Below are 23110 nucleotides of genomic sequence, written 5' to 3'. Positions count from 1 at the left end.
GGGGTATGAGCGACACGAACGCCGAGGCCGAACTCCTGTGGCAGCCCGACCCGGACCGGGTCGCGGACACCCGCGTGGCCGCGTTCCGCGACTGGCTGCGGGCCGAACGCGGACTCGACTTCGCGGACTACGCCGAGCTGTGGACGTGGTCGACGACCGACCTCGAAGCGTTCTGGACCGCGATAGCCGACTTCTTCGACGTCGCCTTCCACACCCCGCCCACCCGCGCGCTGGCGTCCGAGTCGATGCCCGGCGCGGAGTGGTTCCCCGGCGCGACCCTGAACTACGCCGAGCACGCCCTCCGCCCCGGCCCCGGTCGGGCCGACGACGACCTCGCGGTGATCTTCCACCGCGAGGACGGCCACGCCTCCCAACTCGACTTCGCCACGCTCCGCCGCCGCGTCGCCGCCGCTCGCGCGGGCCTGCTGGCACTGGGTGTGACCAGGGGCGACCGCGTGGTGGCGCTCGTGCCGAACTCGCCGGAGGCGCTGATCGCGTTCCTCGCCACCGCGAGCATCGGCGCCACCTGGTCGTCGTGCTCCCCGGACTTCGGCGCGCGCGCCATCTCGGACCGCTTCACCCAGATCGAGCCGACGGTGCTGATCGCCGTCGACGGCTACCACTACAACGGCCGCACCTTCGACGTCCGGCCCACCGTGGAGAAGCTCCGCGCGGAGATCGGCTCGCTGAAGGCCACCGTGCTCGTCGACTACGTCGGCGGCACCCTGCCGGACGCGGTCGACTGGACCGCGCTGCTCGCCAAGCACGACGGAGCGCCCCTGGAGCACGAGCCGGTCCCGTTCGACCACCCGCTGTGGGTCCTGTACTCCTCGGGCACCACAGGGCTCCCCAAGGGCATCGTGCAGGGCCACGGCGGCATCGTCGTCGAGCACCTCAAGATGCTCGGCCTGCACGGCGACCTCGGCCCCGGCGACCGCTTCTTCTGGTTCACCACCACCGGCTGGATGATGTGGAACTACGTCATCGCAGGCCTCCTCGTCGGCTCCACCGTCGTCCTCTACGACGGCAGCCCGGCGCACCCCGACCTGAACGTCCTGTGGCACCTCGCGGAACAGCACCGCGTCACCTACTTCGGCACCTCGGCCCCGTACATCCAGTCGTGCCTCAAGGAGGACCTGCGGCCCGCCGACCGCTACGACCTCACCGCGCTGCGCGTCGTCGGCTCCACCGGCGCCCCGCTCACCCCGGAGGGCTTCCGCTGGATCGCCTCGGCGCTGGGCGACCACGTCCAGATCGCCAGCGTGTCCGGCGGGACGGACCTCTGCACCGCGTTCGTCTGCGCCTCCCCCGACCTGCCCGTCTGGTTGGGCGAACTGTCCTGCCGCGCGCTGGGCGCCGCCGTCACCGCCTACGACGACCAGGGCCGCGAGGTCGTCGACGAGGTGGGCGAACTCGTCGTCACCAGGCCCATGCCGTCCATGCCCGTGCACTTCTGGAACGACCCCGACGGCACCCGCCTGCGCGAGGCCTACTTCGACGACTACCCCGGCGTCTGGCGGCACGGGGACTGGATCCGCGTCACGCCCAGGGGCTCGGCCGTCATCTACGGCCGCAGCGACTCCACGTTGAACCGCGGCGGCGTCCGCATGGGCACCAGCGAGTTCTACCGCGTCGTCGAAGCCCTGCCCGGCGTGGCCGACTCGCTGGTCATCGACACCTCCGGCGCGGCCCAACCGGACGGCGAACTCCTGTGCTTCCTCGTCCTGGACGACGGCACCCTGTCGGAAGACCTGGAGAAGGCCCTCCGCACCGGCCTCCGCACCAACCTGTCCCCGCGGCACGTGCCGGACAGGTTCATTGTCGTGAACGAGATCCCCCGCACCCTGAACGGCAAGAAGTGCGAGGTCCCGGTCAAGAAGATCCTGGCCGGAACCCCACCGGACCGAGCCGTCAGCCGCGACGCCCTGCGCAATCCGGACTCCCTCCAGCCATTCCTCGACCTCGTCCGGAAGTAGTCGGGGAGACGAAGATCACCAATGCGCCCGTCACGTGCCGTTCACCTAGGGCGGCACGTGTTCAGGCAGTGCTCTGACCAGGCGTTACGTCTCCGGCGAGCGCTTCGGAGGGGGCGTTTTGCTACCCAGGCCGGGGTGTGTGTAATCTATGCGTCGTAGCCGAGGGCTCCGGGAGGCTTCGCCTAGTCTGGTCTATGGCGCCGCACTGCTAATGCGGTTTGGGTTTATCGCCCATCCCGGGTTCAAATCCCGGAGCCTCCGCAACACCCGGTTTCGGCCAGGTGACAACTGAATATACGCGCCCGTAGCTCAACGGATAGAGCATCTGACTACGGATCAGAAGGTTAGGGGTTCGAATCCCTTCGGGCGCATACCGGTCAGGGCCCCTGTGGAGAATTTTCCACAGGGGCCCTGACCGTTTTCACCCACCTCGGACGCACGTGTCGGTCGTCACGTCGAAGGTGGGCAAGTGCCCTGGTCAGGGCCGGGTGGGGAATTTTCCGCAATGGTCGGAATCATTGTTTCTGACTCACCGGGATTAGTGCGTTCGAGTGGCTTGGCGAAATTGTCCTCAACAGTGTTGTCGAACCGCGTCACGCGTACGGCCCGGCCGCGTCCCTCGATCACGCCGGGGTGGCGGTGTGGAGGAGGCCGGGTGATGGGGACGGACGTCGACCAGGGTGGCGGTGACTGTGCGGGGCAGTCGGTGGTGGCTGGGCGGGGTGTGGATGTCGAGGCGCTCTGGCCGTTCGTGGTCCGGTACTGCCGGGCTCGGATCGGGCGGCGAGGGGGTTCGTTCGCGGTGGCGGACGGGGTGGCGCGGGACGTGTGTTCCGCTGTGCTGGCCGGGCGGGGGCGGCGGGGGTCGTTGTTGGCGTTCGTCTACGGCGTCGCGCTGAAGAAGGTCGGCGAGGTGCGCGGTGGTGGGGTTCCGGCCGTGCGGATGGCCGAACTGGTCCAGGTGCTCCCCGAGGCGCAGCGGGAGATCCTGCTGCTGCGGGTCGTCGTCGGGCTGTCCGCCGAGGACACGGCCGAAGCGGTGGGGATGACGGCCGGTGCGGTTCGGGTGGTTCAGCACCGGGCGCTGAACGAGCTCCGGCAGCAGGTGAAAACCGGGACGGGCAAGGAGAAGGTGTAGGACACCCGACACCGTCGAGCACCGCGGCGCGGACGTGAGAACGTTGTGCTGTTCGGTGACCATGGCGGGGGTGTGCAGTGGCTCGGTCCGTGACGATCACCGGGGCTCGGGCTGTGGAGCACCTGTCGACCGAGGACCTGGTCGAGGTGTTCGTGGACTACGTGCTGCCGTTCGCGGTGGCCGAAGCGCGGTTCTTCGTGGGCGGAGCCGTGGGGGTCGACACGGCGGCGCTGGAGTGGCTGGCCGAGGAGACCAAGGCGGAGGTGACGGTGGTGGTCCCGCGGACCGTGCGGGACCAGCCCGACCAGGCCTCGGCGGCGATCCTGAAGTGGCACGGGGCCGGGCGGCTGGCCGAACTGGTCGAGCTGGACATCGACGAGGTCGGGATCGACGCCTACCTGGCGCGCAACAGGTGGATGGTCGACAAGAGCGACCTGGTGATCGGCTTCCCGCGGTCCGGCGACCAGGGGAGCGGGACCGGCTACACGCTCGGGTACGCGGCCTCGCAGGGCAAGGCGCTGCTCGTCGTCCCCATCTAGGGCGGCACGGGGCTGAGCGGGTGTTATTCCACCGCGTTCGGGCAGGCTGGTGGGATCGTTGGTCATGCGCAACGAGGAGATCATGCAGCGGGCCATCGGTGTGCTCACGCTGATGCACGGCGGGGACGGCGAGGCGGACGACCTGCGCCTCGCGCTGAAGCTGCTCCAGGAGGACGTGTTCAGCTACTCCGTGGCCGTCCCCGACGCCGCGACGGAGGACGTGGCGGAGTTCGTCCGGCTGGCGCTGGAACAGGTCATGGCACGGGTGGCGGCGTTCACCGCCGGGCTGACGCTGGGGTTCCAGGCGGTCGCGCACGCCTACGAGGAGCAGTGCGAGGACGCGGACGTGGCGGCGGTGCTCCAGCAACTGGCGCTGCGGCTGGAGTCGCAGCGGGATGACGAGCGGCCCGCCTGAGCGCGGGCCGCCCGTCCCGAACGGCTAGATCTCGCACGCCACCAGGGTCGCGAAGGCGGCTTGGCCCGCCTTGCTCGGGTGGAGGACGGCGACGGAGCCCTCCTGGCCGGGGGCCAGCGCGTCGAAGCCACGGTAGTACGGGGTGCCGCCCTGGCAGGCCGAGTGGCCCTCGAACTCGGCGCGCAGGGTGCCGTTCCCGTGGTAGGCGCTGGCGTAGGCCGCGTTCACACCGCGCTGGCGGGCCGCTCGCACGCCGTCGCGGATGGCCTGGTCGACGCCCTGGGAGACGGTGGCGCCCTCGGCGCGCTCCGGGAGCGTGAGGATGCCGTCGCCGCAGATCGGGTCCAGCGGCACGTCGGGCGCGTTGGCGCCGGGCGTGAAGGCGCGGCCGTACCCGCCGAGGACGACGCGGGCGCGGGGGCTGCGCTGCTTGATGTCACCCAGCAGCGCGGTGAGCTTGGTGGTCATGGCGGGCAACTGGCCGAGGACGAGCTGGGCGCCCGCGCCGGTGCAGTCGGACAGGATGCACATCCCGGCGTAGTCGGCGAAGCCGACGTCGTTGCCGCCGATCGTGAGCAGCACTAGATCAGTGGACTTCGAAAGCGAGTCCAACTGGGGCGGCTGCTCCTTGAAAGTGGTGCTCAGATCGGGAATGGCGGCACCGCTGCACATCACGTTGGTGAAGTCCACCTGCTTTCCCCGTGAGCGAAGGTCGGCCACCACGACGGCCGCCGCCGAATTGGCGCTGCGGTAGCAGACGCCTTCCGTTCCCGGTTCGTAGTCGCCCGCGCCGGTACCTGCGGCGTAGGAATCCCCCAGTGCCACGACCTGCAACGACTTCGCTGTTCCCGCGTTGGCCGCAGGCGCGACCGCGAACGCGAGAGCGCAGGCGAACAGCGCTGTGCCGAGCTTTTTCATCGATCTCCCCATTCACATCGAGCGGAACGGGGCGGACATTAGCACCGGGCCTATTCATTCCCGGTCAGGAAATGCCATTCAAGACAGTTCCGCCAACACCGAGTCGGTGAACGCGGGCCACGTCTCGATCGCCCATTTACCGAAGGCGCGATCGGCCAGCGCGACGCACGCCGCGCCCGCCACCGGGTCCACCCACAGGAACGTGCCGCTCTGGCCGAAGTGGCCGAACGTGGCGGGTGAGCTGGCCGAACCCGTCCAGTGCGGTGACTTGCCGTCGCGGATCTCGAACCCGAGGCCCCAGTCGTTCTGGCGCTGGTTGCCGTAGCCCGGCAGGACGCCCGCCAGTCCGGGGAACACGACCGCGGTCGCCTCCTCTACGAGCGCGGCCGACACGAGCTTCGGCGCCTGCACCTCGGAGGCGAACAGGGACAGGTCGGCCACCGTCGACACGGCGCCCGCGGCGGGGCTGCCGTCCAGCGAGGTCGACCCCATGCCGAGCGGCTGGAACACGGCTTCGGCCAGGTAGTCGCGGAACGCGAACCCGGTCGCCTCCTCCACGGTCTCCGCCAGCACCTCGAACCCGGTATTGGAGTAGATCCGCCTGCTGCCGGGGGACGCCTGGGCCGTGCGGCTGTCGAACGCGAGCCCGGACGCGTGCGCGACGAGGTGCCGCAGCGTCGAACCCTCGGGGCCCGCGGGCTGGTCCCACTCGACCGCGCCCTCCTCCACGGCGACCAGCACGGCGTACGCCACGAGCGGCTTCGTCACGGACGCGAGCGGGAACGGCCGGTGGACCTCGCCGTGGCTGCCCGCGACGCGGCCGTCGGAGGTGACGACCGCGGTCGCCGCGTTGTCGACCGGCCACTCGGACACCGCGCGCAGGCTCTCCATGGTCCCAACGTTAACGTCGTGCCGTGTCGATCCGTGAGTTGATCGTGCTGGGCACCGCCAGCCAGGTCCCGACCCGTGCGCGCAACCACAACGGCTACCTGCTGCGGTGGGACGCCGAGGGCCTGCTGTTCGACCCCGGTGACGGCGCCCAGCGGCAGATGCTGATGGCGGGCGCGGCGGCGAGCGACATCACCCGGATCTGCGTCACGCACTTCCACGGCGACCACTGCCTCGGCCTGCCCGGCATCGTGCAGCGGCTGTCGCTGGACAAGGTGACCCGGCCGGTGTTCGCGCACTACCCGGCGTCGGGGCAGCAGTTCTTCGACCGGCTGCGGCACGCCAGCTCGTTCTACGACGTCACCGACATCCGCCAGGAGCCCGTGGTGGCGGAGGGCGTCATCGCGACGGGCCCGTTCGGCACGGTCGAGGCGCGCAGGCTCGACCACTCGCTGGACACCTTCGGCTACCGCCTGGTCGAGCCGGACGGGCGGCGGATCCTGCCGGACAGGCTGAAGGAGCACGGGATCTCCGGACCAATGGTCCGCGAACTCCAGGAGAAGGGCGTGCTCGGCAGCGTCACCCTGGAGCAGGTGAGCGAGCCCCGGCCCGGCCAGCGGTTCGCGTTCGTCATGGACACCCGGCTGTGCGACGGCGTGTACGCGCTGGCGGAGGGGGCCGACATGCTGGTGATCGAGTCGACCTACCTGCACGAGGACGAGCGGCACGCCGTCGACCACGGCCACCTCACCGCGCGCCAGGCCGCGACGGTCGCCGCGGAGTCCGGGGTGCGCAAGCTCGTGCTCACGCACTTCTCCCAGCGCTACCCGGACTCGTCGCGGTTCCACGCCGAGGCCGCCGAGGTGTTCGACGGCGAGGTCGTGGTCGCGAGGGACCTGGAGCGGATCCCGGTGCCCAAGCGCGCTTAGGCACTGGAGCTCAGCCGCGGCTGAGCCACTGGTCGCGGACCAGGTCGTCGAGGGCGGAGCGCTTCGGCTCCCAGCCCAGCACCCTGCGCAGCCTGCGCGTGTCCGCCCGGAGTTCGGCGACCTCACCCTCGTGCGCGGGCGCGCGCACGAGCGGCACCGGACGTCCGGTGACCCGCTCGACGGAGTCGACCACGTCCCGCACGCTCGCCGCGGTCGCGCCGACGTTGAAGACGTCGTGGCTCCCGACCGCGGTGTTCTCCAGCGCCAGCACGGCGGCGGTCGCGATGTCCTCCACGTGCACGAAGTCCCGCACCGCCGAGCCGTCGCCGAACATCGTCAGCGGCGTCCCGCCCAGCGCCGCGTCGACCGCGCGGGTGATCACGCGCGTGCCGTCGCGGTCGACGCCGCCCGCCGCGTTGAACAGCCGCAGGGTCGCCGCGCCGATCCGGCCGGACCGGGCGGTCCACGCCACGGCGTCCTCCGCGGCGGCCTTGGAGGCGGCGTACGGGTTCGCCGGGGCGCGCGGGCAGTCCTCGGTGATCGGCTGCGAGAGGGGGGCGCCGTAGACCCCGGCGGTGGAGACGAACACCACACGGGACCCCTCCGGCAGCGCGGCCAGGAGGTTCACCGTGCCGCTCGCGTTGACCTCGTAGTAGTGCAGCGGCCGTTCGAACGACTCCCGCACGCGGGCCACCGCCGCGAGGTGCACGACGGCGTCGACGCCGACCGCCGCGAGGGCCAGCGCGGCGGGATCCCGCAGGTCAGCGCGGGCGGACTCGACCCCGTCGCGGTCGTCCGTCGAGTGCGCCAGCACCCGGACGGCGTGGCCCGCGGCGACCAACCGGTCGACGACCGCGCCGCCGATGAACCCGGACGCGCCGGTGACCAGGACTCGCATGGGGCACATCTCAGCAGCCTCTCCGGAAGAAAAACGGACACGTGGCCAAAATTGGGTCTCAAGGTCTCGATCGGGTGGACCGATGTAACTCAAGTGAGTTACCCGCATCCAGCCGTGCACATGAGCATCGATGGTGCCTTGGCCGAGCACGCCGGCCTGATGGCCAAGCGCCAGCGGTTCCTGGAGGACGCCGCGGCGATCGTCGCCGCCGCGCCCGCTTCGGAGGACGAGCTGTCCTCGATCCACATCGCGTTCCCCAAACCCAAGGGTGCCCGCGCCTTCCTCAACCGGGTTGACCAGGTACTTCGGGACGCCGCTCGCTGATCTTCGCCGCACGACCCGTCGTCGTCGGGGGACCATCCCACGACTTTCACCGGGTTGTTGCCGGACCGTGCTTCGCCGATCCAACCGGGTGCCTCTACAGTGCGGATCACCCGGCGCTCGCCGGTGCTCTCCACCGCTGCTCATCTAAGCGAGATCTCGGCGATGACTCCTGTCTTCTTCGCGCTCCACGAGCGCCTTCGCACGTTGTTCGGCGACCGCAAGGTCGTGCTCGCCGGGGGTACGCGGCTCAGTAGTCGCGTCTCCGAGCTGAACCAGCTCGGAGCTCGCCACACGCTCGTCCTCTCGACGGACGACCACGCGCCGCTGCACGACTCCGAGGTCTCCCGCTGGGTGCCCCTCGGCATAGCGGGCGGGTTCGTCGCGGTGGAGCAGCGCAGGCTGACCCAGCTCCTCGAACGCCCGAACGCCGAGGTGCGCGCGATCCTCGACGACTTCGACCCGGAGGGCGAGGCGCTGGTCATCAGCACCCCGTACATCTCCACGGCCGAGTTCGCCGGGCGTCCCGTCCTCAACGCCCGCCGACCCGAGTGGGTCGAGCTGGAGAACAAGACCACGATCGACGCGCTGTGGGACGAGCTGTCCGCGCCGCGCGCCCCGGCCGTGGTGCTGGACCTGGACTTCGAGGCCCTGTGGGTCGCGACCGAGAAGCTGGACCGCGGCGCGGGCGTCGTGTGGTCCGGTGACGGTCCCGCGATCAACGGCGGCGCGAACTTCGTCCGCCGGGTGCGGTCCCGCGAGGAGGCGGCCGACGCGTTCGCCGTGCTCGCGCCCAAGTGCGACTTCGTCCGCGTGATGCCGTTCCTGGAAGGGATCCCGGTCAGCGTGCACGGGATCGTGTTCCCGGACGGCACGGCGGTGCTGCGGCCGATCGAGATGGTCGTGCCCCGCCGCGCGGGCTCGGCGAGGTTCCTCTACGCGGGCTGCGCGTCGTACTACGACCCGCCCGCGTGGATCCGCGACGAGATGCGCAACCTGGCCCGCCGCGTCGGCGAGCGGCTGCGCGAGACGGTCGACTACCGCGGCACGTTCACGCTCGACGGCATCGCGACCGAGGACGGCTTCCTGCCGACGGAGATCAACACCCGCTACGGCGGCGCGATGGTCTGCTTCGAGGACGCCCTGCCGCAGCTCCCGGTGTCGCTGGTCCAGGTCGCCCTGGTGGCGGGCCACGACCTCGGGATCTCCTCCATGGAGTTCGAGGAGCTGCTCCTCGACGCCGCGGACGGCTTCCGCGCGGGCTCGGTCGGCGCGAACGTCCGCGCGGTCAACCCGACCGAGGTCGTGGAACGGCCGATCGTCTTCACCGAGTGGACGTGCCGGTTCGCGTACCCGGAGGAGGCCCCGCAGGCCACGCTCCGACTGCGCCCGTCACCGCTGGGAGCCCGGCTGGAACTGGACTTCCACGCCGAGCAGCTCCAGCCCGGTCGTGCCGTCGCCGCGCTCACGGTCGCCGCGTTCGCGCTGGCCGACCACGAGTGGGGCACGTGCCTCGGCCCGCTGGAGCCCGCGATCCCGATCGCGGACGAGGTGCTGGCGTCGGTCGAACTCGGCGAAGCCGTCACGGCCTAGTCCTCCGGTTGGCCTTTCCCGCCGTACGCGGCGAGGAAGGCCAACCGGTAGCCCATCAGCGCCATCGTGACGGCGCCGGGCTGGTGCGGCGGGTACTCGTCGTCCTCGTAGGCGCGCACCAGGTCCGGGTATCCCCGCGCCGTCGCCGCCAGCGCCCAGTGGTCGGACTCCTCGCCCTGCACGAGGTGGTGGGCGACCGCCGCCGCGTCGACGAGCACGGCGGACGAGTGGTGGCCGTCGCCCTGCGCGATGCCCCACACCACGCGCGCCGTCTGCTTCGGCACGACCTCCGGCACGGCGGTCGCCAGCGCGACCACGCACGCCACCTCGGCGGTGGCGAGCGACTCGAACACCTTCGGCGCCGCTTTCGCGACGGCGTAACGGGTTTGGGTGATCCAGTCGGGGGACAGCCGGGGGAGTTCGCGGCCCACCGCGTTCCACCGTCGCCAGGTGCGCTTGCCGTCCTCGGTGAACCCGCACCCCGCCAGGCCCAGCGCGGCCAGCAGGAAGATCAGCCGGTCGCGGACGTCCGGCGCGACCTTGTAGTTCGCGCCCAGCTCGGCCAGGAACGGCACGGCGAAGGCGCTCGCCTCGGACACGGTGTCCTCGGGCAGCAGCCGCTCGACGAGGGTGGCCAGCGAGGCAGCCCGGAGGGCCAGGTCCTCGTCGACCACTCCCCGCAGCAGCTCGCCGATCCCGCGCGCCGACCCGCGCCCGTCCGACAAGTCGTTCCAGGGCACGGCTTCCAGACCACGCAACGGATCCGGCCGTTGCCAGGCGGGCGGCAGCTCCATAGCCGGGAACCTACGGGATGCCGTGTGGACAGCGGTGTCGCCGGGCGGACGGGTCGTCTGCGACAACGGGTGACACCCAGCCGTACGATCACGCTCGTGCCGTCGCCCGTAGCCCTCCGCGGCGCCACCTACCGGGTGGCGGACCTGTTCTCCGGAGCCGGTGGGATGAGCCTCGGCTTCCACGCCCACCCCGACTTCGCGGTCGTCGGCGCGGCCGACGCCCAGATCGGCAAGCCGTCGTCGAAGCTGGGGTCGTTGCGCTGCAACGGCACCTACCGCGCGAACATCGGCGTCGACCCGCTGGAGCTGGACCTGGCGGCGGTCGACCCGGCCGTGGTGCGCGAGGCGTGGGGGCTCGCGCGCGGCGAGCTGGACGTGCTGGTGGCGTGCCCGCCCTGCTCGGGGTTCAGCCGCACCACGGCCGCGAACCACCTGCGCGACGACCCGCGCAACTCCCTCGTCGGCCGGGTCGCGGCGTACGCGGCCGAGCTGCGGCCGCGCGTGGTGCTGATGGAGAACGCCCGCGAACTGGTCAAGGGCAGGCAGAGGCACCACCTCGAAGGGCTCGCCGACGAGCTGGACAAGCTCGGTTACCGCGTCGCCGCCGGGTCGCACCTGCTGTCCCGGTTCGGCCTGCCGCAGCTCCGCGAGCGCGCGCTGGTCGTGGCCGTGGACGCCGGGCTCCCGCTGCGGACGCTGGAGGACGTGTGGGAAGGCCGGGAGGTGCGGCCGTCGGCGATCACCGTCCGCCGGGCCATCTCGCGGCTGCCCGCCGTGCCCGCCGGGTTCGCGCACCCGAAGGACCCGACGCACGTGTCGCCGTCGTTCCGCCAGGACCGGACGCTGCACCGGATGCGGGCGATCCCGGTGGACGGTGGCTCGTGGGCGGACCTCGTGGGGTCCGACGCGACCGCGGCGCTGCTCAACCCGGCCCAGTTGAAGATCATCGAAACGGGCCGCTGGGGGTCCCACCCGGACGTCTACGGTCGGATGTGGTGGGACGAGCCCGCCCGCACGATCAAGCGCGAGTGCGCCCACGTCGGCAACGGCCGGTACGCGCACCCGCAGCAGCACCGGCTGTGCACCGTGCGCGAGATGGCGCTGCTCCAGGGTTTCCCGCGCCGGTTCCGGTTCGACGTGTCCATCCTGGGCAACGCCTACCGGCACATCGGGGACGCGGTGCCGCCGATGATCGCCTACCAGCTCGCCGGGCTGGTGCGGTGGATCCTCGGCGGTCAGGTGCCCGACGTCGGAGCGCTGTGCCTGCCGGGGACGTCGTTGCGCGCGGGCGACATCCGGGAGACCGCGCAGGCGGAGCTGGTGGCGTAGATCACCAGGTCAGTGGCCTTGTGGTGCTGATGGTCCAATCGCGACACCCAAGTGGCAGAGCTACCGGCCGGGGTCACCACATCGATCACCGATGGATTGATCACCTTATTGTAACGGTGTGACCACGGAACGGTCAGTCCTTCACTGTTGAACCTTCATTAACAATGGTCCACCTGCGGAAACGCCATTGTGGACCGGGTGGTCTGCCCGCTCCGGCGGTGTGCTTCAGAACCGTGAACGTGATCATGTGGTGACATTTGATCGTCCACAGTGGATGTCCGATGTGCGTTCCCGCTGGTCGCGGTCATTGCGGGACGTCCGGTTACCCTAAGCTGATCGTGTGTCACCCGATCGGATAGTGTTCCGCTGATTCCTGTCGAATCCGCGTGAAGTAAGGGGCCCCTGAGCCCCCGGCTGGACGACAGGATCCCACTTCTTTGTCACCCGATTCGGGCTAGTCAGAGAGCTTGAAGGAGATCCATGACATCCCGGTTGAGCGCGTCGCGCATTGGTGCGGCAGTCCTAGGCGCCTCCCTCGCACTGCTGGTTTCAGCCCTCCCCGCCATCGCCGAGGTCCACGTCAAGCCGAAGCCCGAGTGGGACCAGCGCGGCGCCGACGTCTTCCTCGAAGGCAAGGACAAGAAGCTCGACACCAGCCTCATCGGTCTGGAGATCGACGGCACGAACACCAAGGTCCAAGCGTACTGCGTCGAGCTGCCGACCCCGCTCGAGCACGGCCGCGGCCTGAAGGAGGTGCCGTGGGACAAGCACCCCAACCCGAACACGAAGTTCAAGGAGAACGCCGACAAGATCGCGTGGATCCTCCAGTACACCTTCCCGCTGGTGAAGGCGAAGGAACTGGGCGCGGTCATCGGCAAGGACCTCGACGAGAACGAGGCCATCGGCGGGACCCAGGCCGCGATCTGGCACTTCAGCGATGGCGCGAAGCTCGACAAGGGCCGGGTCAAGAACGGCGACGTCGTCGCCCTCTACGACTACCTGACCGGTGAGAAGAACACCGGCATCAAGGAGCAGCCGACCCCGACGCTGACGGTCGAGCCCAAGGAGAAGTCGGGCAACGCGGGCGACCTGATCGGCCCGTTCACCGTCACGACGACGGCCGGTGAGGTCGTCCTCAAGGCCGACCTGCCCGAGGGCGTCGTCCTCGCGGACAAGAACGGCAACCCCTTGGCGGACCCGAAGGCCGGCACGCTCGCCGTGCAGGACGCGGGCACCAAGACCGAGGAGTTCTACGTCAAGGTCCCGGTGGGCACGCCGGACGGCAAGGCGTCGTTCTCCGTCGAGGCGAACGCCGAACTCGCCCAGGGCCGCCTGTTCGTCAGCAGCAACGACCAGCTCCAGACGCAGTCCCTGGTCGTGGCCTTCCCGGCCAAGGCCAGCCTGAAGGCAGAGGGTTCCGTGTCCTGGGCCACCGCCCCGGCCAGCAGCACCCCGCCGCCGTCCAGCTCGGTGACGACCCCGCCGACCTCCACCACGGAGTCGACGCCCGCCTCCACGCCGCCGGCCCCCACCACGACGACCACCCCCGTCCCCGCGGGTGGCAGCAGCGGTGACCTGGCCAGCACCGGCGCGTCGATCTTCGTGCCGCTGATCATCGGCATCGTGCTCGTCGGCGGTGGCGCCGGCGCGCTGCTGGTGATGCGCCGCCGGAAGTCCGCTCCCTAGTCCCACCAGCACGTGAGAACGCCCCCGCGAGCACCGCTCGCGGGGGCGTTCTCGTGCGTCAGCGGCGCTTGATCCCCGCCACGGAGATGTCACCGTCGGCGACGGCGACGTCCCGCGCGGACGAGGCGCCGGACAGCAGCACCCGCACCGGGTCCCGGAAGTCCTTGATCAGCTCGATCCGCTGCACCGGCTTGGCGGTCGGGATGACCGTCTCGGCCTCCCAGGTGCGGCCCAGCACCACCCGGTAGGTGTTCACGTTCGGCTTGCCGTCCTCGGTCGCGTACACCCGCCAGGCCAGCGGGTTCAGCGGCTCCATCTCCCGCACCCGCAGCCCGCGCGCGACCTCCTCGGTCTGCCACCGGGAACCGTTCCACCAGGACAGGTTGTTGCGCAGCGGCCCCTTCGCCTCGTCACCGCTGAACCACAGGAGGAACGGCTGCCCGAGCGTCGTGCCGACCAGTTGGATGTAGTCCGGCGACTTGACCCCGTTCGGCACCGTCAGCGGCGTCTCGACGACCTTGAGGTACCGCTCCTGGTCCGCGTCGTCGACCTGCGTGCCGAGGTCCCGGCCGCTCGCCGAGTAGAAGCGCAGGTTCTTCGGGTTGAACCAGGTGTAGTAGACGTTGCGGTGGTACCGGTCGTGCAGGTGGCCCTCCGGACCGCCGCCCGCCAGCGTGTAGACGATCCTCACGCGACCGTCGGGTTCCTGCCGCAACTGGCCGAAGTAGGTCTCGTTCATGTTGTCCGCCCGGTCGGTCGACCCGAGCGCGAACGGGTTCCCGGTCAGCTCCTGAGAGGTCTGCCAGGTCCGACCGTCGTCCTTGGACACGACGTACTGCATGGGTCGCGTGTCGGTCGGGACGGACGGGTCGAGGTCGTGCGACGTCTCGCGGAAGAACACGAAGATCGTGCCGTCGGCCGTGACGAACGGCATCGGGTACGTCGCCGCGTCCTTCGAGATCACCCGCTCGGTCCACACGCCCTCCGACGAGTGCGGTTCGGGAGCGCGGTTCAGGACCAGTTCGACGTTGTGCCTGCCCCGGAAGGACAGCAGGTGGCCGTCCCTGGCCTGCACGAGCGTCGGGTAGTTGTGCGAGTCCGAGTCGCCGTCCGCGTACTTCACGGGCGTCGACCACGTGCTGGTGCGGTGGTCGAACGACTGGGCGTAGTTGTCCTCGTACCGACCCGCCCAGGAGACGAACGTCTTCTTCGCGACGGCGTCGTACAGGCCGCCCGCTACGGGACGTCGATCACTGCGTGCCGCGACCGAGGTGGCCGTGGTCGTCGTCGTGAACTCGGCGGTCCGTTCCGGGGTGGCGTGCGCCGGAACGGTCAGGACCGCGAGCAACAACAGCGGCGGCGCCGTGAGGCGCGTGAGCCGAAACATGTGGCGTTCCTCCTGGTGATGGCCGTGTGGACGGCCGACCAGGCGGCGGCGCGCACATCTTCGCACGGGGTACCGGGTGTTGGTCCAGAGTTGGCCGGGCCGAAGTTCGGCATCGGGCGTAGCGTCACCGCCGTCCGTTTGGCAGTGGGGTCCGAGGGCGTGCTCCGGTACCCTTCCCTGGAGTGCGAAGGAGCACCTGTGAACTTCGATGAGATCAAGAACAAGGCCGCCGAACTGCTCGAGCAGAACCACGAGAAGGTGGACGACGGCATCGACAAGGCCGCCGAGTTCGCCGCGGGCAAGTTCGGGCACGAGGACCAGATCAAGTCGGTCGCCGAAAAGGCCAAGGACTTCCTCCCGGGTGGCCAGTGAACTCGTTCAACACGGATGAGCGGGTAGCCCCGGCCGGGGAGACCCGCTCTCCTTCTGCGTCCGCACGCCGTCCCGAGATGGTGACCTGGCAGGGCTACCGCGAGCCGCGGCTGGAACAGGTGCGCCTGCTCCTGTCCGACCAGCGGCGCCTGCGCGCGTCCGGTCGCCTCGTCACGGCCGGTCCGAACGAGCAGTTCAGCGCCTCCTTCGAACTCGGGGTCGGCGAGGAGGGCACGGTGAAGCGCCTGCTCCTGCGCAGCGCCACGGTGGAGGAGGAGAAGCAGATCTCGCTGAGCCGGGGCGCAGACGGCGCCTGGCTCGTCGACACCGGCAAGGGCTCCGAGCGGGCCGAGTTCGACGGGGCGATGGACGTGGACGTCCAGTTCGTCGTCCTGTTCAACTCGATCCCGATCCGGCGGCTCGGGCTGCACCGCGAAGCGGGCGAGGCCGTGCTGCCGGTCGTGCGGGTGTCCCTGCCGGACCTGTCCGTGCAGGTCGTCCAGCAGACGTACCGGACGGTCTCGGTCGGCGAGGAGACCTCGGTGGTCAACTTCAGCTCCGGCGACTTCTCGTCCGACCTGGTCGTGGACGCGCAGGGCGTGGTCGTCGACTACCCGCAGGTGTCGCGGCGCATCTAGGTCACACGCGGACGGCGACGGCCAACCCCTGGCCGACGCCGACGCAGGCGGCGGCGATGCCCAGGCCGCCGCCGCGGGCCCGCAGGTGGCGGCAGAGGTCGAACAAGACCCTCGGCATCGACGCCCCGAGCGGGTGGCCGTAGGCGATGGCGCCGCCGTGCACGTTCACCTTCTCCCGGTCGATCTCGGGCAGGTGGTGCAGCACGGACAGCGCCATCGCGGCGAACGCCTCGTTGATCTCCCACAGCGCCACGTCGGCCGCGTCGATCCGGCGCCGGGCGAGCAGCTTCCTGATCGCGCTGATCGGCGCGAGCGTGAACCGCTGCGGCTCGACCGCGGTGACCGCGCTGCCGACGATCTCGCCCAGCGGCTCCAGGCCCAGTTCGGCCGCCACCTCGTCGGTGCCCATCAGCGCCGCGGCGGCCCCGTCGTTGATCGGCGAGGAGTTGCCCGCGGTCACCGGGCCCTTCTCCGAGAACGCCGACCGCAGCTTCCGCAGCTTCTCCAGGCTGGTCTCCGGCCGCACGGACTCGTCGCGGCGGATCACCGTCCCGTCCGGGAGTTGCACGGGGAACACGAAGCCGTCGTGCACGCCCGCGTCCCACGCGGCCGCCGCCCGGCGGTGCGAGCGCAGCGCGAACGCGTCCATCTGCCCCCGGTTGACGCCGACCTCCCCGGCCACCTCCTCGGCGGCGCGGCCGAGCGGCACGGTCCACTGCGCGGGCATCCTCGGGTTGACCAGCCGCCAGCCCAGCGCCGTGGACGCGGTCTCCAAGCGGTCCGCGAACGGCTTCTCCGGCCGCGGCACCACGAACGGCGCTCGGGTCATGCCCTCCACGCCACCCGCGATCAGCACGTCCGCGTCGCCGAGCGACAGCGCCCGCGCGGCCTGGACGACGGCTTCCCCACCGGAGGCGCACAGCCGGTTGACGGTCACGCCCGGCACGCTCGTCGGCAGCCCCGCGAGCAGCGCGGCCATCCGCGCCACGTCCCGGTTCTCCTCACCGGCCCCGTTCGTGTTGCCGTACAGGACGTCGTCGATCCGGGCCGGGTCCAGCTCGCCGCCGTGCCTGCGCATCAGCTCGCTGATCGGCAGCGACGCCAGGTCGTCCACCCGGATACCGGCCAACCCTCCCCGGTAGCGGCCGAACGGGGTGCGGGCGACGTCGAGGACCAGGGCACGCGACATGCCCTCATCTTGCCCCCGGAAACGGACATCGGCAGGTCGTTCGCGAACCGGGCGTCCTACGCGGCGATGAAGAACGACACGAACGCCGAAGCGGGCCGGATCCCGCTCTCGGTGCTGAACGCCTTGATCTCGATCATGTGCGGACCCGGCGACAGTCCGCTGGTGTTGAGCGCGAGCCGCCATCGACCCGCCACCGCCGGGCCGTCCTCGGCCGTCGGGACGCTCGCCACCTGGTCCCCGTCCAGCCGGATCGTGAACCCGGCCAGCCCCGGCAGCCGCGCGGTCGTGCGCCTGCCCTCCAGGCCGTCCAGCACGACGTCGAGGACGAGCCTGCCCGCCTGGAGCGGTTCACCGTCGGGCACCGGCCTGCCGCTCGCGTCGAGCACCGTCCCGGTCGCCCTGGCCAGGTCCAGCTCCACGCCGTTCAGCGCGCGGGTCTCCGTGCTCGGCGGAGGGGCCGTCGGCGCGCCGGGCCGCGCGACCAGCTCCAGGTCGGCGTGGGTCACCTGGATCCGCATGGGTCGCGGCGTCACCACGCCGACCAGCACGTGCTCGTCCTGGCCGAACAGCCGCAGCGACTCCGGCGGCAGGTCGCCGATCACCGGGTAGCCGCTCTCCGGCCGCCACCCCGTGCCCGGCACGGCGGGCCGCAGCGGCACCGTGACGGTCCCGCCGACCAGCGCGGTGAACTCGGGCGCGACCCCGGAGCCGTCGGTGTGCACGATGCTCATCCGCAGTTGGCCGCCGAGCACGTCGGGCACCGGACCCGTGCCGGGGTCCGACGTGGTCGTGGCGCCCACCTCGACCCGGACACCCGGCGACGGCACCAGCGGCGGGGTCGGGGCGGACCGGCCGCCGAACGCGACGAGGTCCACGTGCACGCGTTCACCGGACGGGCCGACGACGCCGATCAGCGCGGTCGCCTCCGTCCACTGCGGCGCCACCTCGCCCTTCGCGACCAGCGCGCCGTCCCGCAGCACCCGCACGCCGTCGCGGCGCAGCACCACCTCCCACCGCTGGCTCACGCCGAGGCGCGCGGCGGGCACGGGGTGCGGCTGCTCGTCGGTCGGCGCGATCCTCGGCGTCCCCGGTGCCACGACGACCTGCGCGGTCGTCGTGCCCGCGCTCGACGCGATCCGGGCCCGCACCGTGCCGGGCGGCAGCCCGACGGCGTCCACCGCCCGGTCCGCCGCCTGCTCGGCGGGCGCGCCGGAGACCACGCTGACCGGGCCGGGCACCAGGTCGAGGAACAGCTCGCCGTCCACGCCGGGCGCGTCCGTCTCCACGGCGAACCGGCCCAGCTCGTCCGCGTCCGCCAGCGCGAACGGCGTCCGCGAGCGCAGCGTCACCGGTGCCGCGGCGCAGTTGCTGCTGATCACCAGCCTGTGCGCGTCGTCGCCCTCGCCTGGGGTGGCGCGGGCGCAGTTCTCCCGCGTCGCCAGCCGCCACCGGGTCGGGTCGGGGGCGTTCGGCTGGTCGAACCGGTCCACCAGCACGTACCGGCTGTCCGTCGACGTGTCGGTGCGCGGCGTTCCTGACCCGGTCACGGGCGCCGACCGCTTGCCGAACGAGTCGACCGCGCGCACCTCGACCCGGTACTCCCGCCCGTCCTCCAGGCCATCGAGCTGGGCGACGGGCTGCGCGACCAGCAGCGAGTGGTCGAGCGCCTCCACACCCCAGCGCACCTCGAAACCGGGGGAGTCGCCGGACCACCGCAACTGGAGCCGCTGCGGGCCCGACAGCACCGAGAGGCCCTGGGGCGACTGGGGTTTGTCCGGCGTGGGCGGCAGGACGACCCCCTGGCCCGCGAACTTCGTCAACGACGTCGGCGGCGGAGGGGCGGTCGACGTCGGGGGCGGAGAGCCGGTCAGCCCCGTGCCGCGCAGGACCACGACGGCCCCGCCGAACAGCACGAGACCGGCGGCCACCACGGCGATCCGACGTCGGTCCATGGCGTCAAGCTAGGCGGACCACCGACCGGGGTCACTAGTCGTTGTCGACCCGAGATCAACCGGCCCGGATCTCGAACGACTGCTGGGTGTCCCTCGGGGGCGTCGACGGGTCCTTCGGCTGCACGCGGGCGGTGATCCGGTGCGCCCCGGACGTCAACCCCCCGGCCTCCAACCAGAACTCGTACCGCCCGCCCGCCGACGGCCCGTCAGCGGTGGTCGGCAGCGTGACGATCCGGTCGCCGTCCAGCTCGACCTCGATGCCGGACGTCTCCGCGACGACGTGGTCGTGACCCGCGTCCAGCTCCACGACCAGCCGAACCTTGCCGCCGCGCGGGAACTGCGTCGGCGGCGACACGTTGCTCTCGTGCCCCACGCTCAGCCTCGGCTGGGCGACCCGCCGCACCAGCGCGCCGAGGTCGCTCACCCTCGGCAGCTTCCTGGCGGGCGCGTCGACGCCGTCGCGCACCACCACGTTCGCGCTGACCGAGTCGATGTCGGTGGTCGACGTGAGCCGCAGCTTCGACGAGTCGCCGATCGCCGGATCGGGCAACGGGAAGTCCGCGTAGAGCGTGGTCGACACCGTCGGACCGACCGCGCCCCACGGGAACATCGGTTTCGCCAGCACCTCCCGGTCGCCGAAGCGGACGGTGACCGGCGCGTCGTTGTTGCCGTACACGCCCGCCACGACCCGCAGCGACTCCGCGCCCGCGAACTGCGCCGACGACACCGTCCCCAACGTCGTCGCGGACGGTTCGCGCTCCGACGGGCCCAGAGGGATGACCGACGTCGACCTCGGGTTCTCCGCACCGCCCCCGACGCCGAACGAGTCGATCGTCGTGCCCCTGGCGTCGCGGAACGCGAGCCTCGCGCGCGCCGTCGTCCACGGCACGGCGGCGGGCATCGCGGCCAGCACCTCGCCGTCGCGCACCGCCACCACGGCGTCCTGGAGGACCCGCAGCTCCCACCGGTGCCGCACACCGGTCGACGCCACGACCGACCGGCCGCTCACCGGCACGACCCGCGACGTCGTCGGGACGTCGACGCCCTTGTCGAAGCTCGCGCCGAACGGGGTGATGTGCATGACGATCGCGCTCGGCGGGATCCGCGTCGGCGCGGACATGTTGTCGTACATGCCCAGCCACGGCAGGTCGTCGTACGGCTCCGGCAGGAGCGTGATCGACGCCTCCTGGTTGAGGCCGTTGGCGTTCATGCCGGGGCCGTCCATCGTCAGCATCACCCGGCCGCGCTCGCCGTCGTACGCCGCCTGCGGTTCGGTCAGCACGAGCGTCATGTTCGACTGGAGTTCGGTGTTGTCGCAGGTGATCTCCACCCGCTTCACGCCGGGCAGCGACCGCAGCCCCAGGCAGTCGTCGTCGCCGAGCACCCGCCAGCGGTGCGACGACAGGGCGGCCTGGCCGTCGAAGTGGTCGACCGGCGCCACCAGGTGGTCCGCCCACGCCTCGTTGTAGAGCAGTCGCGGCACGGCCTTCATGCTCGACGGCGCCGACCGGTGGCCCTCGGCGTCGACCGCCCGGACCTCCACGGTGACCTCGTCGTTGGCGGGCAGGCCGGTCAGCTCCGTCTCCGGCACCACCACCAGCCGCACCTGGTCGGCCCAGCGCACCTCGTACCCGTAGCCCGCGGTGGGCGTCCACATGGCGCGGAGGCTGGTGATGTCCAGCGCCGTCAGCTTCAGGTCGGACGGCGCGACGAGCCCCTGCTTCTCCGCCCGGTAGTCGACCCGCTCGTCGAGGAACCGGGTCAGGGTGACCGGGTCGTTCGACTTCACCAGCGGCGGCGGGGATTCCGTGCGCAGCACGACGACGGCCCCCACGAGCAGGGCCAGCCCTCCGAGTACGGCGATCAGGCTGCGACGCTCCACACCGCCGACCCTACGAGGTCTTCGCCCTCGCGGTCTTGCCCCGCAACGAAACGATACGGCCACCGCGCGCCCCGAGAGCCCGGAGCGCGGCAGGCGCGCCGGCGGAACCGAGGTCGATCGTCACGTCGGTCCGCTCCGCGGTCTTCTGCGCGTCGAACGCCTTCCTGGCCTGGTGGCCCGCGTCGATCGTCTTGGCCAGACCGCCCGTCGACGCCAGGGAACCCCGTGCCGCGCCGAGCCTGCCGAGCGCGTCGTCCACCGCGTCCAGCAGAGCCGACCGGTTGCCCTCGCACATCGCCCGCACCAGTTCCGGCCGCGTCCCGGCGACCCGCGTGCCGTCGGTGAACGACCCCGCCGCCAACGAGAGCGCCAGCGGACCGCCGTCGGCGCCCACCGCGGCCAGCACGGTGGCGAGGATGTGCGGCAGGTGCGAGATCCGCCCGACCGCCGAGTCGTGCTCGGCGGCGCTCGTCGGGACCACGTGCGCCCCCGTGGCGAGCGCGAACTCGACGACGTCGCGCAGCACGGCCTGGTCCGAATCGTCGTCCACCGCGACCACCCAGGCCGCGCCGTCGAACAGGGAACCGGAACCGGCGGCCCACCCGGAGGTGGAGGCGCCCGCCATCGGGTGCCCGCCCACGTACCGGGTGGTCGGGGCGAGCCTGCGGACGGCGTCGTCGACGGGCTCCTTGACGCTCACCACGTCGGTCAGCCTCGCCTTCGGGGCGAGGGCGGTGACGCGCCGCAGTACGTCGTCGACGGCGGGCAGCGGGACGGCCAGCACCACCAGCGCGTCGACCTCCGCGGCCCGCCGCAACGCCTCGTCGAGGTCCGCGGTCACGTCGAAGCCGTCGGCTCTCGCCGCTTCCACGTCGACCGCGGACTTCGTGGCACCCCACGCGGTCCACCCAGCGGCGGAGGCGGCGCGCAGCACCGAACCACCGATCAACCCCAGTCCGAGCACGCACACGTCAGGCACGCGCCCCATCCTGCCGGCGTCGGGCGATCACCGGGTGCGGGTTCTCAGCTCAGCGCGTCCAGCGCGAACGCGGTGTAGAGGACCACGCCGTGCTCCATGGCCGCGTCGTCGAACAGCACCCGGTTGGAGTGGTTGGCCTCGGCGACGGCGAGGTCCACGTCCGGCGGGCACGCGCCGAGGAACGCCATGGCGCCGGGCACCTGCTCCAGCACGTACGAGAAGTCCTCCGCGCCCATCAGCGGGTCCAGCATGGGTTCGGACCAGGACGCCCCGATGGCCTCGGCCGCGAGGTCCAGGACGTGCGCGCCGACGGTGTCGTCGTTCACCGTGACCGGGTAGCCGGGGACGACCTCGACCGCAGCGGTGCAGCCGTGCGCGGCGGCGACGTGCTCGCACACCTGGCGGACTTCCTTGTGCACCAGCGTTCGCGTGGCTTCGGAGAGCGTGCGGATGGTGCCCTCCAGCAGCGCGGTCTCGGGGATGATGTTGGTGGTGGTGCCCGCGACGAGGTGGGCGATCGTGACGACCGCGGGCTCGTGCACGCTGACCCGCCTGGCCACCATCGTTTGCAGCGCGCCGACCATCGCGGCGGTCGGCGGGACCGGGTCGATCGCGTCGTGCGGCATGCCGCCGTGCCCGCCGCGACCCGTGACGGTCACGTGGAAGGTGTCGGCGGAAGCCATGATCGGGCCGGGGCGGCAGGTGATGACGCCGGACCGCAGCGTCGACGTGATGTGGATGGCCAACGCCTTCTCCACGCGGGGACCGGCCGCGTCCAGCAGCCCCTCCTCCAGCATGTAGCGGGCGCCGTGCTGGCCCTCCTCGCCCGGCTGGAACATGAACACGACCTGGCCCGCCAGCTCCGCCCGCCGCTCGCACAGCAGCCGCGCCGCCGACGCGAGCATGGCGACGTGCGTGTCGTGGCCGCACGCGTGCATCGTCCCGTCCACTTCGGACGCGTAGTCGAGCCCGGTGTCCTCCTGGAGCGGCAGGGCGTCCATGTCGCCGCGCAGCAGCACCGTGGGACCGGGTTTCCCGCCCTCCAGCACGGCCACGACCGCGCTGGACCGCTCGCCCCTGGTGATCTTGAGGGGCAGGTCCGCCAGCGCGGCCAGGACGGCCGCCTGGGTCGCGGGCAGGTCGAGACCCTGCTCGGGGTGGCGGTGCACCTGCCTGCGCAGCGCGACGGTCCGCGGCTGCACGGCCCGTGCCGCGTCGAGGAGTCCGGCGAAGCGGGGAACCAGAGTTGTGCTCATGGGTCGATACTGACATCGGACGGGCCCTCGG

Annotated in this window: 21 protein-coding genes and 2 tRNA genes; 13 read left to right on the top strand and 10 right to left on the bottom strand. The window is 71.5% G+C overall.

Annotated elements, in window-relative coordinates; translation table 11 throughout:
• Positions 1-5: 5 nt before the first annotated feature.
• The 6 genes from NZH93_RS42050 (at position 6) to NZH93_RS42025 (ending at position 4068) form a co-directional block, all read left to right on the top strand.
• Entirely contained in the window at positions 6-1976 is a 1971-nt protein-coding gene (locus NZH93_RS42050) for an acetoacetate--CoA ligase (RefSeq protein ID WP_259628921.1), read from the top strand.
• 171 nt (positions 1977-2147) lie between these two features.
• Positions 2148-2237 (top strand) — tRNA-Ser (locus NZH93_RS42045).
• A 37-nt stretch (positions 2238-2274) separates the two neighbouring features.
• A tRNA-Arg gene (locus NZH93_RS42040) sits at positions 2275-2347 on the top strand.
• A 287-nt stretch (positions 2348-2634) separates the two neighbouring features.
• A complete protein-coding gene (locus tag NZH93_RS42035) occupies positions 2635-3114 on the top strand; it encodes a sigma factor-like helix-turn-helix DNA-binding protein (protein WP_259628920.1) in 480 nt (159 codons plus the stop codon).
• 77 nt (positions 3115-3191) lie between these two features.
• Positions 3192-3653 (top strand): hypothetical protein, encoded by a 462-nt coding sequence (locus NZH93_RS42030; RefSeq protein ID WP_259628919.1) that lies wholly within the window; start codon positions 3192-3194, stop codon positions 3651-3653.
• Positions 3654-3717: 64 nt separating this feature from the next.
• Positions 3718-4068 (top strand): hypothetical protein, encoded by a 351-nt coding sequence (locus NZH93_RS42025; protein WP_259628918.1) that lies wholly within the window; start codon positions 3718-3720, stop codon positions 4066-4068.
• Between the two features lie 24 nt (positions 4069-4092).
• Here NZH93_RS42025 and NZH93_RS42020 read toward each other — a convergent pair whose 3' ends face one another.
• Together NZH93_RS42020 and NZH93_RS42015 are read right to left on the bottom strand one after the other, a co-directional pair.
• Positions 4093-4986: an SGNH/GDSL hydrolase family protein gene (locus NZH93_RS42020; RefSeq protein WP_259628917.1), complete on the bottom strand. Its 894-nt coding sequence runs from the start codon at positions 4984-4986 to the stop codon at positions 4093-4095.
• Between the two features lie 78 nt (positions 4987-5064).
• On the bottom strand, positions 5065-5877 hold the full coding sequence (locus NZH93_RS42015; protein ID WP_259628916.1) for a serine hydrolase domain-containing protein: 813 nt from the start codon (positions 5875-5877) through the stop codon (positions 5065-5067).
• A 23-nt stretch (positions 5878-5900) separates the two neighbouring features.
• Between NZH93_RS42015 and NZH93_RS42010 the strand changes: the two genes are divergently transcribed.
• Complete coding sequence (locus tag NZH93_RS42010) at positions 5901-6803, top strand: ribonuclease Z (RefSeq protein WP_259628915.1); 903 nt, start codon at positions 5901-5903, stop codon at positions 6801-6803.
• A 10-nt stretch (positions 6804-6813) separates the two neighbouring features.
• On the opposite strand, the gene NZH93_RS42005 is transcribed toward NZH93_RS42010, so the two are convergent.
• Complete coding sequence (locus NZH93_RS42005; RefSeq protein ID WP_259628914.1) at positions 6814-7701, bottom strand: NAD-dependent epimerase/dehydratase family protein; 888 nt, start codon at positions 7699-7701, stop codon at positions 6814-6816.
• Positions 7702-7821: 120 nt separating this feature from the next.
• On the opposite strand from NZH93_RS42005, the gene NZH93_RS42000 reads away from it, so the two are divergent.
• Together NZH93_RS42000 and NZH93_RS41995 are read left to right on the top strand one after the other, a co-directional pair.
• Complete coding sequence (locus NZH93_RS42000) at positions 7822-8025, top strand: hypothetical protein (RefSeq protein WP_259628913.1); 204 nt, start codon at positions 7822-7824, stop codon at positions 8023-8025.
• 162 nt (positions 8026-8187) lie between these two features.
• Positions 8188-9615 carry an ATP-grasp domain-containing protein gene (locus NZH93_RS41995; protein ID WP_259628912.1) on the top strand — a complete coding sequence of 476 codons (1428 nt, stop codon included), beginning with the start codon at positions 8188-8190 and terminating at the stop codon, positions 9613-9615.
• On the opposite strand, the gene NZH93_RS41990 is transcribed toward NZH93_RS41995, so the two are convergent.
• Positions 9612-10409 carry a hypothetical protein gene (locus NZH93_RS41990; RefSeq protein ID WP_259628911.1) on the bottom strand — a complete coding sequence of 266 codons (798 nt, stop codon included), beginning with the start codon at positions 10407-10409 and terminating at the stop codon, positions 9612-9614. The genes NZH93_RS41995 and NZH93_RS41990 overlap by 4 nt on opposite strands.
• Positions 10410-10505: 96 nt before the next feature.
• On the opposite strand from NZH93_RS41990, the gene NZH93_RS41985 reads away from it, so the two are divergent.
• Together NZH93_RS41985 and NZH93_RS41980 are read left to right on the top strand one after the other, a co-directional pair.
• Entirely contained in the window at positions 10506-11738 is a 1233-nt protein-coding gene (locus NZH93_RS41985; RefSeq protein WP_259628910.1) for a DNA cytosine methyltransferase, read from the top strand.
• A gap of 480 nt (positions 11739-12218) precedes the next feature.
• Positions 12219-13424 (top strand): thioester domain-containing protein, encoded by a 1206-nt coding sequence (locus tag NZH93_RS41980; protein ID WP_259628909.1) that lies wholly within the window; start codon positions 12219-12221, stop codon positions 13422-13424.
• 58 nt (positions 13425-13482) lie between these two features.
• On the opposite strand, the gene NZH93_RS41975 is transcribed toward NZH93_RS41980, so the two are convergent.
• Positions 13483-14811: a BNR-4 repeat-containing protein gene (locus NZH93_RS41975; RefSeq protein WP_259628908.1), complete on the bottom strand. Its 1329-nt coding sequence runs from the start codon at positions 14809-14811 to the stop codon at positions 13483-13485.
• A gap of 198 nt (positions 14812-15009) precedes the next feature.
• Between NZH93_RS41975 and NZH93_RS51060 the strand changes: the two genes are divergently transcribed.
• The gene (locus NZH93_RS51060; protein WP_259628907.1) at positions 15010-15183 is read left to right on the top strand and encodes an antitoxin; all 174 of its coding nucleotides are present in this window, start codon (positions 15010-15012) and stop codon (positions 15181-15183) included.
• A 77-nt stretch (positions 15184-15260) separates the two neighbouring features.
• Positions 15261-15821, top strand: coding sequence for a putative glycolipid-binding domain-containing protein (locus NZH93_RS41965; RefSeq protein ID WP_259628906.1), 561 nt, complete (start codon positions 15261-15263; stop codon positions 15819-15821).
• Position 15822: 1 nt separating this feature from the next.
• Here NZH93_RS41965 and NZH93_RS41960 read toward each other — a convergent pair whose 3' ends face one another.
• From NZH93_RS41960 to NZH93_RS41940, 5 genes are read right to left on the bottom strand one after another with little or no spacing between them, the layout of a single operon-like run.
• The gene (locus tag NZH93_RS41960; RefSeq protein ID WP_259628905.1) at positions 15823-17010 is read right to left on the bottom strand and encodes a thiolase family protein; all 1188 of its coding nucleotides are present in this window, start codon (positions 17008-17010) and stop codon (positions 15823-15825) included.
• A gap of 56 nt (positions 17011-17066) precedes the next feature.
• Positions 17067-18962, bottom strand: a complete 1896-nt coding sequence (locus NZH93_RS41955; RefSeq protein ID WP_259628904.1) for a hypothetical protein — start codon at positions 18960-18962, stop codon at positions 17067-17069.
• A 55-nt stretch (positions 18963-19017) separates the two neighbouring features.
• The gene (locus NZH93_RS41950; RefSeq protein ID WP_259628903.1) at positions 19018-20844 is read right to left on the bottom strand and encodes a fibronectin type III domain-containing protein; all 1827 of its coding nucleotides are present in this window, start codon (positions 20842-20844) and stop codon (positions 19018-19020) included.
• 10 nt (positions 20845-20854) lie between these two features.
• Positions 20855-21832, bottom strand: a complete 978-nt coding sequence (locus tag NZH93_RS41945) for a prephenate dehydrogenase (RefSeq protein WP_276025050.1) — start codon at positions 21830-21832, stop codon at positions 20855-20857.
• Between the two features lie 35 nt (positions 21833-21867).
• Complete coding sequence (locus NZH93_RS41940; RefSeq protein ID WP_259628901.1) at positions 21868-23079, bottom strand: M20 metallopeptidase family protein; 1212 nt, start codon at positions 23077-23079, stop codon at positions 21868-21870.
• Positions 23080-23110 lie beyond the last annotated feature (31 nt).

Origin of the sequence: Umezawaea endophytica, from assembly GCF_025061645.1 — a bacterium.
Taxonomy (GTDB): Bacteria; Actinomycetota; Actinomycetes; order Mycobacteriales; family Pseudonocardiaceae; genus Umezawaea; species Umezawaea endophytica.
The sequence above is the reverse complement of the archived record's forward strand: the minus strand, read 5'-3'. Positions and strand labels throughout refer to the sequence as shown.

What these genes read in the sequence shown, in the direction of transcription:
- NZH93_RS42050 (WP_259628921.1), top strand. Translation starts at nt 6, where the DNA reads ATGAGCGACACGAACGCCGAGGCCGAACTCCTGTGGCAGCCCGACCCG.
- NZH93_RS42035 (WP_259628920.1), top strand. Translation starts at nt 2,635, where the DNA reads ATGGGGACGGACGTCGACCAGGGTGGCGGTGACTGTGCGGGGCAGTCG.
- NZH93_RS42025 (WP_259628918.1), top strand. Translation starts at nt 3,718, where the DNA reads ATGCGCAACGAGGAGATCATGCAGCGGGCCATCGGTGTGCTCACGCTG.
- NZH93_RS42020 (WP_259628917.1), bottom strand. Translation starts at nt 4,986, where the DNA reads ATGAAAAAGCTCGGCACAGCGCTGTTCGCCTGCGCTCTCGCGTTCGCG.
- NZH93_RS42015 (WP_259628916.1), bottom strand. Translation starts at nt 5,877, where the DNA reads ATGGAGAGCCTGCGCGCGGTGTCCGAGTGGCCGGTCGACAACGCGGCG.
- NZH93_RS42005 (WP_259628914.1), bottom strand. Translation starts at nt 7,701, where the DNA reads ATGCGAGTCCTGGTCACCGGCGCGTCCGGGTTCATCGGCGGCGCGGTC.
- NZH93_RS42000 (WP_259628913.1), top strand. Translation starts at nt 7,822, where the DNA reads ATGAGCATCGATGGTGCCTTGGCCGAGCACGCCGGCCTGATGGCCAAG.
- NZH93_RS41995 (WP_259628912.1), top strand. Translation starts at nt 8,188, where the DNA reads ATGACTCCTGTCTTCTTCGCGCTCCACGAGCGCCTTCGCACGTTGTTC.
- NZH93_RS41990 (WP_259628911.1), bottom strand. Translation starts at nt 10,409, where the DNA reads ATGGAGCTGCCGCCCGCCTGGCAACGGCCGGATCCGTTGCGTGGTCTG.
- NZH93_RS41980 (WP_259628909.1), top strand. Translation starts at nt 12,219, where the DNA reads ATGACATCCCGGTTGAGCGCGTCGCGCATTGGTGCGGCAGTCCTAGGC.
- NZH93_RS41975 (WP_259628908.1), bottom strand. Translation starts at nt 14,811, where the DNA reads ATGTTTCGGCTCACGCGCCTCACGGCGCCGCCGCTGTTGTTGCTCGCG.
- NZH93_RS41965 (WP_259628906.1), top strand. Translation starts at nt 15,261, where the DNA reads ATGGTGACCTGGCAGGGCTACCGCGAGCCGCGGCTGGAACAGGTGCGC.
- NZH93_RS41960 (WP_259628905.1), bottom strand. Translation starts at nt 17,010, where the DNA reads ATGTCGCGTGCCCTGGTCCTCGACGTCGCCCGCACCCCGTTCGGCCGC.
- NZH93_RS41955 (WP_259628904.1), bottom strand. Translation starts at nt 18,962, where the DNA reads ATGGACCGACGTCGGATCGCCGTGGTGGCCGCCGGTCTCGTGCTGTTC.
- NZH93_RS41945 (WP_276025050.1), bottom strand. Translation starts at nt 21,832, where the DNA reads ATGGGGCGCGTGCCTGACGTGTGCGTGCTCGGACTGGGGTTGATCGGT.
- NZH93_RS41940 (WP_259628901.1), bottom strand. Translation starts at nt 23,079, where the DNA reads ATGAGCACAACTCTGGTTCCCCGCTTCGCCGGACTCCTCGACGCGGCA.